Consider the following 10284-nt stretch of genomic DNA (forward strand, 5'->3'; position numbering starts at 1 on the left):
CTTGCCCGCCGGTCAAAGGCGAGGGCGTCCGCCTCCTCGATCCTCAGGCCTGAGCCCCCTGCCCCGCCTGCTGACCAATCCGAATGACGTCCACCAGCACCGAACGAATCTGTAGCCATGGAAATTCAGTATGCTTAAGCCCGGCGAACCAGGCGCAGCCGTTGAGACCCGTCAACCGACCGCGAGCCACGATCGCCGGCTGCATGCCATCCGCTGCGGCTGAGAAGCGCTCGTGTTTGGGCTGCTGGCAGGTTCAGAATGTGTCGACACGTCGGCCTGCCGGAGTCCGGCCTACCCCTTCCTGCAAACGGCTAACTCGCAAACGCACACTAAAGAACGGCTCGACGGCGAGTTATGTCACCCTTATACACAGGTCGCGGGCACATTTCTGCTTACGATCGTGAAATGTCGTGATAATTGGAGATATCGGGACCTCTGGGCAATGGAGTGGGTTCTCTAGAGTTCCAGCATGAGGAGGACAATCCGTATGACCACCCAGGTTGTACACGGCGCATTTGGACCAAAGCAGGTGAAGCAGCTCAAGGAAATTTATGAGCGAGCGCAGGCTGTGACCGCCCAGTATCCTGAATCCCACGTCGCTAACAAAGCCGCCAAGAAGTTGATCGATGCGTTTGAGACAGTGACCCGTAGCCATGAGGCGGTCTGCCGTTGGCTGAGCGAGACTGAACCCCAGGGACACGCCTGAGGTTCCAATCGTCAATTCTAGGAGCATCTGTCCGCCTGCCAGACAATGCTGGCAGGCGGATTTTCTGCTGTGCCGCTCACCGCAAAAGCGATAGGGGAGCCATTGGGGCGGGCGAATGGCTCCCCTACCCTGTCTTCGCTTTATCCGCAGACAGACCGGCGTAAGCCCGGGCAGACGCTGGCAAACAGATGTTCTTCTTTGGCAATGTATGACGTCAACGAAGCCTTTGGAGTAAGAAGCCGCCGTGGATTAACGGTCCTGCTTCCGCCTATCGGATGAGGTTGGCGGCGCTGCTTTGCCTGAAATCATTTGCGTGCACGACTCCAGGAACCCGGCCCAATGGTTTCGGCCCGTATGCCTGCCCCATCAGCGGGACCCTTGAGAGCCAAAAAAATTTACAGAAAATTAACTTAGATTAGCTCTCGCTAGTAAAGCATCAACTACTGAATTCTAGGTGGTGTAGGGGAGAAGCGATGAGCGTCCAAGCTGGGGGGGCCTGGCTGGACTCTCAGATTGGTAGAAACTTTCAAAAAATCTAGGATTTGAGGGGGCTGTCGGCCGCCATGAGGCGGTCGTGTTGGGCAAAGGTTGGGGTGCTAGTATGAGTTCTGTGATCGGACTACATAATCTTGCTTCGCCAAATCAATCAGAAATCTCGTCGAGCAGCGCAAAGAGCAACGAACAACTAGACAAGGAATGCCTACTTATTCTTGACGGAAGGGCGTTAGACCGGGAATGTCTAGCATCGGCTCTGGAGGACCATGAGCTTGGCATGGCTGTTGTCGCCATGGACAGGATCGAAGAATGGCGAATAAAGAAGGAAGCATACCCTCGTTTAGCCGCTATCCTATTTAATCTTGGCGGACGCAAAGTTACCGATCAAAGCATAGCTGAAGAGGTCCGGATGATCTCTTCAGAGTTCAGTTCTGTTCCAGTGATTCTGCTGGCTGACACGGAAGATCTTACACAGATACTGACCGCCCTTGAAAGCGGCGCACGCGGATACATTCCGACTTCTGTTGGCATTGACGTCTGTGTCGAAGCCGTCAACCTTGCGGCGGCTGGCGGCATCTTCGTACCGGCCAGTAGCGTGCTGTCCATGCGGCATCTGATCGATTCAGGCAGCCGCGACGCACGTCCGCTGACGACTATGTTCACGCACCGGCAAGCTGAAGTGGCTCAGGCGCTTCGGCGCGGCAAGGCGAACAAGATCATAGCCTACGAACTGAACTTGCGCGAAAGCACCGTGAAAGTCCACATCCGCAATATCATGAAGAAACTGAAGGCGACCAACAGGACTGAGGTTGCCTACAAGGTGAACGACCTTTTCGGGGAAGGTGCCCTCGCGGAAGAATGACAGGTGGTTTCAGACGGCCCGCCAGAGTTCACTTCTGCGGGTCGTCTTTGTTAGCCTCGTTCCGCGATCGGCTGTTCCGCAGCCGCTGCAAATGGCGTGATCGTTATAAAACGCCGGTATTGGGCTCCAACATCCACCATAAGTGCTAAATCGGCAGCCATTTGGTGATCGCGAAATTTTGGACCGGACATGTAGACTTTCCAACAGCTGGAGTGTGGTACATGTCTGAGCAGAGCCCTTGTTTTCGCAAATCTGTCCGTTTGCAAGGTCGCGCGCGCCAACTGATCCCAGGTGGCTGCCATACATACGCGAAGGGCGATGATCAGTATCCCATTCTCGCCCCGGGTTTCATTGAGCGTGGACTTGGATGTCATGTCTGGGACGTCGATGGCAACGAATACATCGAATATGGCATGGGCAATCGTTCCGTTGGATTGGGGCATGCCTACCCGACAGTCCTGAGAGCGGTTGAGGCAGCGTTGAGTGGTGGTTCCAATTTCACGCGACCGGCTAGGATCGAAGTCGACTGCGCCGAGACGTTTCTGGAGCTTGTCGACGCGCAGATGGTAAAATTCTGCAAGGATGGCTCGGATGCGACGTCCGGCGCCGTGCGCTTGGCCCGCGCTTATACAGGGCGCGACCTCGTGGCCTGCTGCGCCGACCATCCATTCTTTTCGACGGACGATTGGTTCATCGGCACGACACCGATGAATGCCGGTATTCCGGAGGTGGTCCGAAATCTCACCGTCACCTTCCGATACAACATCGCCAGCGTAAAAGATCTGTTCGACAGATATCCGGGCAAGCTGGCCGCGCTGATCCTCGAGCCATCCCGCGGAGACGACCCGGCAGACGGCTTCCTGCATGAAGTGCAACGTCTCTGCAGGGAAAACGGCGCGCTGCTTATTCAGAGGTCGGAGCCTACAACCAGACATTCTGAGAGGAACTGAAGCATGGCACACCGGATCGTAAGTTTCGTCATGAGCGGAGGTGTCGGGTCGCGGCTATGGCCGCTCTCGCGCGAAGACAATCCCAAGCAGTTCCACGATCTGTCGGGGGATGGCTCCATGCTGGCGAAGACGGTTCGGCGCCTCAAAGCATGGCCAAATAGCGAAACGCCGATCTATCTGATAGCGTCCGAACGTCATGCCGAACGCGTTATCTCTGACATAAGTCCGCTCGGACTGAACGGTGGAAGGCCGATCTTCGAACCCCTGGGCCGCAATACTGCGGCGGCGGTCGCAATAGCGACACTGCAGACGATTTCCGAACACGGCAAGGATGCACTCGTGCTCGTGGTCCCATCCGACCATCAGATATCGACCGAGACGCAATTTTGGGAAACCGTCGAAGCCGGCATGCCTGCCGCAGACGCTGGTAGCATTGTCGTCTTCGGGATCAAGCCCACTCATCCGGAAACTGGATATGGGTACATCGAGGTTGCCGCCAATGGCGATGGCGCGGCCGCGGTTTCGCGCTTTGTCGAAAAGCCGAACGTCGAGACGGCGCAAAAATATCTGTCGTCGGGAAGGTTCTACTGGAACGCGGGCATCTTCCTGTTTCGCGCCGACACGATGCAGAAAGCCTTGATCGAATTGCAGCCGGAAATCTGGGATACCGCGGAACGCGCCTTCAGGTCCGCCACGACCGATATTTCGGGCCTCTACTTGCCCCAACGCTTCTACTCGGCGGTCCCCTCCACGTCAATTGACTATGCCGTCATGGAACATGCGCAGGGCATCGCGATGGTGACGGCTTCTTTCCGCTGGAATGATCTCGGGTCGTGGCAATCGTTGCTGGAGTCTAGCCCCGCCGACGGCAACGGCAATGTGGTGATGGGCGATGTCGTGGCAATGGACTGCAAAAATTCCTACCTCAGGAGCCAAGGTCGGCTGCTCACTGTGATCGGAATGAAGGATGTGGCGGTGGTTGCAACGCCGGACGCGATATTCGTCGCCCCGGTCAGCCACAGCCAGAATGTGAAGAAAGTCGTGGAACAACTCGAGAAAAGCGGGCGATTAGAGACGAAGTTCACGGCATCGGAAGACCGGGTCATTGTCAGCGGATCATGGCGCAAGCGCGTCGAGCACTGGCTTTTCAACGAGACTCTTCCGCTATGGTCGACCGCAGGGGTCGACACTGTTCATGGAGGCTTTCACGAAGCGCTCGGTTTCGATGCGAGGCCATTGGGCAAGCCCAAGCGGATGCGGACGATGGCCCGCCAGATCTATGCCTTCGCGGTAGCCAAGGAACGCCGCTGGACTGGCCCTGCCGACAAGCTCATCGATCACGGAATTGACTTCATCGCAAAATACGGCCGGACCGATCGAGGCGGCTGGGTGCGCACCCTCAATTCCAATGGAAGCGTGGCCGATCCGATGGAGGATGCCTACGACCATTCCTGCGTGCTTCTTGCGCTTGCCCACGCCTATAGATGCGGTCACCACACGGCTTTGCAGCTCGCACAGGAGACATTTCATTTTATCGATTCCCACCTTGAGGATGGCAGCCTGAATGGCTTCCTGGAGACACCCGGCTGGAACGGCGTCCGGTCCTCGAACCCGCACATGCACATGCTCGAATCGTTCCTTGCCTGGCATGATGCCACCGGCGACCGCACATATCTTCGTCGAGCGGCTCGCGTGATCGATCTCTTCCGGTGTCATTTTTTCGATCAGGAAAGTTGGACGCTTGCCGAATATTTTGACGCCGACTGGCTGCCGTTGCCCGGAGACAAAGGGCAATGGACCGAACCGGGGCATCATTTCGAATGGGCCTCCCTGCTCGCGGACTTCGCGCGGGCCAGCGGACAAAAGGATTTGGCTGCTTACGCCAGGAAACTCTATTCCTCAGCAGTTGCCAGCGGATTGAATCGAGCCACAGGGCTGGCATACGCGGCCGTGTCGCGACAAGGGATGCCTCTCGACAGACTCTCGCGCAGCTGGCCGCAATGCGAGGCTGTCAAGGCGGCGATCGCGCTGGACAATATTGGTGGGCCTGATCTGAAACCCGAAATCGAAGCCCGTGTCGCGCGCCTTTTCAGATGGCATATCGATCCCGCACCGCTTGGCCTGTGGGTGGACAGGATCGACGAGCGCGGTCGGTCGCTTGCGACTGAGGTCCCAGCCAGCATCTTCTACCATCTGGTGACGGCGCTGACGCAGTATCTCGACAAGACCGAGGGACAGGTCGAACCGTTTCCGCTGCCTTCCCAGAAAAAGGACAGCCCCTCATCGAAGCAGGTCTACGGCTGAAGAAGCGACTGGGCCTCGCTTCGCGACGGCGGCGGATCCTGGCGGGACGTCTTCATTGGTGATGCCGAAGAACACCAGCTACCGCTAATTCAGTATCCCCTTGCCTCTGGGTCACTGCTGCAAACTGGGTTACCGTCACCAATGGCTACACCTTAAAGAGAAGGGTCTAACCCTCGGTCTCTTGGACTGCGCACACTCGTCAAGATGTTGGAAATAAAAAGCTTTTTGTCCGGGTAGTTAAGACGACGATGGCAAAGAAGAAATCGAGAGGCAGGCGTAGTGGCGATCTCCTGAAGTTGCTGGCAACAAGGCCGCGGGCGGTCGCGCTCGCTGCGCTGCATGTGAGTGAATCGGTCCTTTTGGAACTTGAGGCCTCGGAAGTGTTGTCGCCGGCGGAGATCAGGGGGCTGCTGAGGGACGCGTCGCTGACTTTGCGCAATGCTGCCGACCAGGCGGACAACCGGAGCTGTCTGGTTGCCAGTGAGATAGTTGAGTCAATGAGAGAGAACTTCAAGAGAAGTAAGTCATAGATGATACCCGACCTGGCGGATATCAAACCGGACCATAACTGGTTTTGAGCCAGAGTTAGCGCTCGGTTTGATGTCACAATGCCTTATCGTTCCGGACGTCAAAAAGGTTGCTCATCACGTGAAATTTCATATACATGATGAGGCTGAGGGAGGTATATACGCAGTCGAGGGCGAGGGGTACGGATGACGTTTGCTTCACGTTCTTTTTCGAAAGGGGACGAGCACCGTTCGTCATACGTTGGACTTAACGATGACGACGCCGCGTTGATGAAGACGCTCGGGCTCGCTTCCAAGCGATATCCAGCCGACGCGGTAATCTTCAGCCAGGGCGACAGCAACGATCGTATATACATCGTTGAGTCAGGGTGGGGCTGCATTTCCCACGAGCTACCTGGGGGACAGCGGCAAATTTTAGATTTTGCCTTAACGGGTGATGTGGTTCTGCCTCAATCATATGGAGGTGGCACCGTCGAAACGTTCGCGAGCCTGACCGAACTGTCGTTGTTGGTGGCGCCCACCAAGACACTCACGCTGGCCGCTATGAAATCGCCTCATCTGTTCTCGTTCATCATGGACGCTCTGGTGCGCAACGGTGCTGTGATAGCTCAGCACCTCGCCAATGTAGGACGGCGTACCGCCTTGGAGCGAACGGCGCATTTGCTGCTTGAATTGACGGGGCGTCTGCGGCGTGTTGGCGCCGTTGACCGCAACGGCTTTGATTGCCCCCTCACGCAATACGATCTCGCTGACGCCCTTGGCCTTACCCCGATCCATGTGAATCGAATGTTGCGGGAACTCCGCGAGCGCAAGTTCCTCGAGTTCCGCCAGGGTCATGTCCGCCTGCTCGATGCTGCGGGCCTGACAAAGTTTGTGGGATTTGATGGCGACTATGTGAAGGACTGAGCGCTCATCCAATGCTCCCGGCTCTTCCGGGAACAGGGCGCCAAGTCGCGACTTCTACAAAGTACGGCCGCTTCTCCGTGCCTCGCACAGCCTTAGGCAAGGTCTTGGAGGTCGCTCCGCGCGCCATGTGACACGTGGCTTGAACGACGTCCTCCAGTTTGTCGCTGCCTGGCCGGCTTTGCAGGTCCAACGGCCGTTCTAGTCAGGAGTGCCGCCGGGCGCCAACCATCCTGCGCCTTATACTTCTTTGTTATTCGTTGGAAGAATTCCTCTTCGATAATCAACGGCATATCGCTAAGTCGCCGGCGCGCAGAATTAGAGGACCCTTGCGGTCAGGCCCGGCGCCGCTAACCCCAACGCGCCACAGGCGCCGGGCCGCCTCACACCCGGGTAAGGAAGTCTGCGCAAGCGGCCCGACAAGGTTGTGTGCGCCAAGTTCTGCAAAAAGGGGCGGCCATAGTGGACGCAATCGAGAGGCAATTTCCCTCGTGGAGCAGGCCGCGAGCATGGAAGCCGCTGCGCGATATTCCTGCAGCCCGTCTGCCTCATACTGGTCGACGCTGAATTCTTGCCAGCCTTGGGCGCCCGCGCCGCCGAGCTGGCGCGGTGTTACCCAATGGCTCCGATCGTCCTGGCGCGCTTCAAGAGGCCTACGCCACCGGGCAAGTATCATGGATCAAGAGCGCCAAGGTTTTCGTCTGGGGCGCTTGCCATGAGTCGAACATGCACCCGCAATTTGGGATGAGGCGAGGCGCGGAAACTTCAACCCAGGCGATGCCTCACCGCGAGTTGCCCATCGACTGGGCCAATAAGGTCGACAATGAACTGTCCAGTCCCTCTAGCGAGCCATAGAGCCGCCGCTCGCGTGCACACGATTGCACACGCCAAACCTATGAACCCTGCTGGCGATTTTCGTCTGCATTAGACCTATTTCATTGCCAATGCAGGTGTCACAATCAAACCCCTTGATTTGATTGGCTGTATTCTCGTTTGATTTCAAATGGTTCGAGGGAGAGGGACAAAAGTCCCCTGCATGAAGGGACCATTTCCTGATTCACACCTTTTGTTAAAAGGCAACAGTCCGATTTGAACTTTCCACAAATAAGCGTAAAGTTTTCGTGCTCATGTTTTTGAGCGGGAGGCGTACAGGCAGTCAATGCCTGTTGAAGAGGGGCGGGGTTGAGTATGCCCTCATTGTCGATCCTTGGTGCCCGCCGTTGGTGGGTCACCGATGCGCATAGGACGCATCCGCCCAGAATTGCCTGACGGGGCATGGATGGAGGCGTAGCGACGGCCCCTCCCACACCCTCTACCCCGTGAGTCAATCCAGAACTCCAGTTTCCTTTTAACGATGGCGCGCAGCGCCGGCTCCGGCCGGCGGATGTGCGTCCGTGCGGCCGGTTGCCGGGCGTTGGGCCGATTACAGCGCCAGCCGCATTGAAACCAGGGAGAATCGCAATGGCACTGACCATCAATGTTTTCGGAAGCACGAAAATCGACGAAACGGCTAGCCCGCAGGATAGCGATATCGCGCTAGTCGACGTGCCGTCGAATGTCTCGACAGCGTTCAGCAACGCGGGAGCCAACCTCGCGAATGCGATTCAGGTCGCTGGCGGAGGGGGCGATGATCTGTCCGTCACGCCTGACTCTGGCTTTACCGTCAATGGCCTCGGCTTCGTCGATCCGACCAACGGTGCGCTCAACGGGGACGCCAGCGGGCTTTTCACCCTCGAGGGCAGAGAGATCTTCCTCTACGCCGACCCCAACAACGACAACGTCGTCCTCGGCCGGGAGGGCACCGTCGGAGGGGTGGCGGATCCGAGCGGCGCCATCGTATTTGCGATCTACGTCGAAGAGACCACGACCAATTCCCTAATCACTGGCGGCAAGTTCTGGATCGCACTCTTCGAGCCGCTGAAGCACCCGGACACTACCAACGATTTCGATTTCACTGTCAATCTCGACAATAAGCTCAAGGTCGCGGCAACCCAGCAAACGACCTTCTCCTTCGACAATGCGCCATCGGGCGCCAACGAGTTCATGATGTTCGGCAACAATCCCGCGGGCGTCAGCACCTCGGGCATCGTGGTGACCGGGCGTGCCCCTGACCCGAACACCGAGGACAATGACCATACTGGCGACACAGTCAGCAGCAGCCAGGCCGGACCCCACGCGACTGTTGGAGTGAACGGTCAGCATCTCGGGCCGGGCAATGGCCTAAGTTTCACTTTCGTCGACAATCCGGCCGAAGATTTCACGGTAGCCCCACAACAAGATCCGCACCCGCCCCAAGGTCTCGACTCAACGGAGGCCGACCACGAAAGCAACATCCAGTTTAGCGGCTATACCTCAGGCGTCACCGCGGCCTCGTTCACGGTCGCTCAGGTCAACCCGACCGGTAACACAGTCACAGTCAAGATTACCGCCTTCAATGATCCAAACGGCGCCGCGGGCGAAACAGGTACAGGTTTTGTCGAGGGATTTGCTGATGACGTCACGGTCAACATCACAGAGGTCAAGATCAATGGCGCTGTGGTCGCTGCAAATCTCAGCGGCGATACGGCGGTCATCTCGGGTGTCAAGAACGGGGATGTCGTCTCCTACACCACCACCAGCGCCCACACTCGGGTGCTGATCGAAAACGTTCAACCGACGAAGGGGCCGGGTTCGAACATCACCCTCGACATCGGCGGATTCACGATCTTGAGCAGCACGGGCGCGAGCGAGTTTGCCGGCACGCAACTCCAGTTCGACGATGACGGGCCGTCGATCACCGCGGTCGCGAGCACGGCATCGGTGCGCCACGACGAGACCGCCGGGGTGCAGTCCGACACCGACGTCGACGGCACGGCGTTCGCCTTCGGTTCGACGACGATCGCGTCGCTGTTCACCAACGTGCCGTCGCCTGGCGACGATCCGGATGTGGCAGGTACCGGCGCAATCGGCTTCGCCCGCAGCACCGCTTCGCTGCTGACCGTGACGGGCAGCGCCGGGGCCGATGGGCCGGCGGCGCAGGAACTCAGCTATGCGTTAAGCGTCAACAACGGCACCGACTCGGGGGTCGAGACAACCGCGGGCACTAAAATCTTCTTGTACAACGGCACTGGCAGCGCCGCAGGCCTGATTCTCGGCAGGGTCGGCACCGAGAACGCGGGAGGTGACACCGCCGATCCCGCCGGCACGGTGGCTTTCGCGCTGGCGACGAACGCGACCACAGGCGAGGTCTTCCTCGCCCAGTATCTGTCGTTGAAGCATCCGACCGGCGGCGCCTCGTACGATGAGACAATCACGCTGGCGTCGGGCGCAGTGCAGATGAGCGTCACCCGTACCGACGGCGACGGCGACACCGCCACCGACTCCGGCAACGACATCGGCCTGCTCGTCAAGTTCGACGATGACGGGCCGACAATCACGGCCGTGACGAGCGGCACGGCATCGGTGCGCCACGACGAGACCGCCGGGGTGCAGTCCGACACCGACGTCGACGGCACGGCGTTCGCCTTCGGTTCGACGACGATCGCGTCGCTGTTCACC

The 10284-nt window shown here is 58.3% G+C and carries 6 protein-coding genes and 1 pseudogene; all 7 read left to right on the top strand.

Features of this window, described 5'->3' with window-relative positions:
* Positions 1-487 precede the first annotated feature (487 nt).
* Positions 488-706: a hypothetical protein gene (locus EOA28_RS12605; RefSeq protein ID WP_126082689.1), complete on the top strand. Its 219-nt coding sequence runs from the start codon at positions 488-490 to the stop codon at positions 704-706.
* A 601-nt stretch (positions 707-1307) separates the two neighbouring features.
* Positions 1308-2063, top strand: coding sequence for a response regulator transcription factor (locus EOA28_RS12610; RefSeq protein WP_127250554.1), 756 nt, complete (start codon positions 1308-1310; stop codon positions 2061-2063).
* 221 nt (positions 2064-2284) lie between these two features.
* A pseudogene (locus EOA28_RS12615) lies at positions 2285-2971 on the top strand (aminotransferase class III-fold pyridoxal phosphate-dependent enzyme); the annotation flags it as partial.
* Positions 2972-3016: 45 nt separating this feature from the next.
* On the top strand, positions 3017-5317 hold the full coding sequence (locus tag EOA28_RS12620; RefSeq protein ID WP_128314926.1) for a mannose-1-phosphate guanylyltransferase/mannose-6-phosphate isomerase: 2301 nt from the start codon (positions 3017-3019) through the stop codon (positions 5315-5317).
* 248 nt (positions 5318-5565) lie between these two features.
* The gene (locus EOA28_RS12625) at positions 5566-5847 is read left to right on the top strand and encodes a hypothetical protein (RefSeq protein ID WP_127250550.1); all 282 of its coding nucleotides are present in this window, start codon (positions 5566-5568) and stop codon (positions 5845-5847) included.
* Positions 5848-6114: 267 nt separating this feature from the next.
* Positions 6115-6750 carry a Crp/Fnr family transcriptional regulator gene (locus tag EOA28_RS12630; RefSeq protein ID WP_245484009.1) on the top strand — a complete coding sequence of 212 codons (636 nt, stop codon included), beginning with the start codon at positions 6115-6117 and terminating at the stop codon, positions 6748-6750.
* 1458 nt (positions 6751-8208) lie between these two features.
* On the top strand, positions 8209-10284 hold a 2076-nt coding region (locus tag EOA28_RS12635), incomplete at its 3' end, for a DUF5801 repeats-in-toxin domain-containing protein (protein ID WP_128314927.1).

Origin of the sequence: Mesorhizobium sp. M2A.F.Ca.ET.067.02.1.1, assembly GCF_004023285.1 — a bacterium.
In the GTDB taxonomy this organism is placed as follows: Bacteria; Pseudomonadota; Alphaproteobacteria; order Rhizobiales; family Rhizobiaceae; genus Mesorhizobium.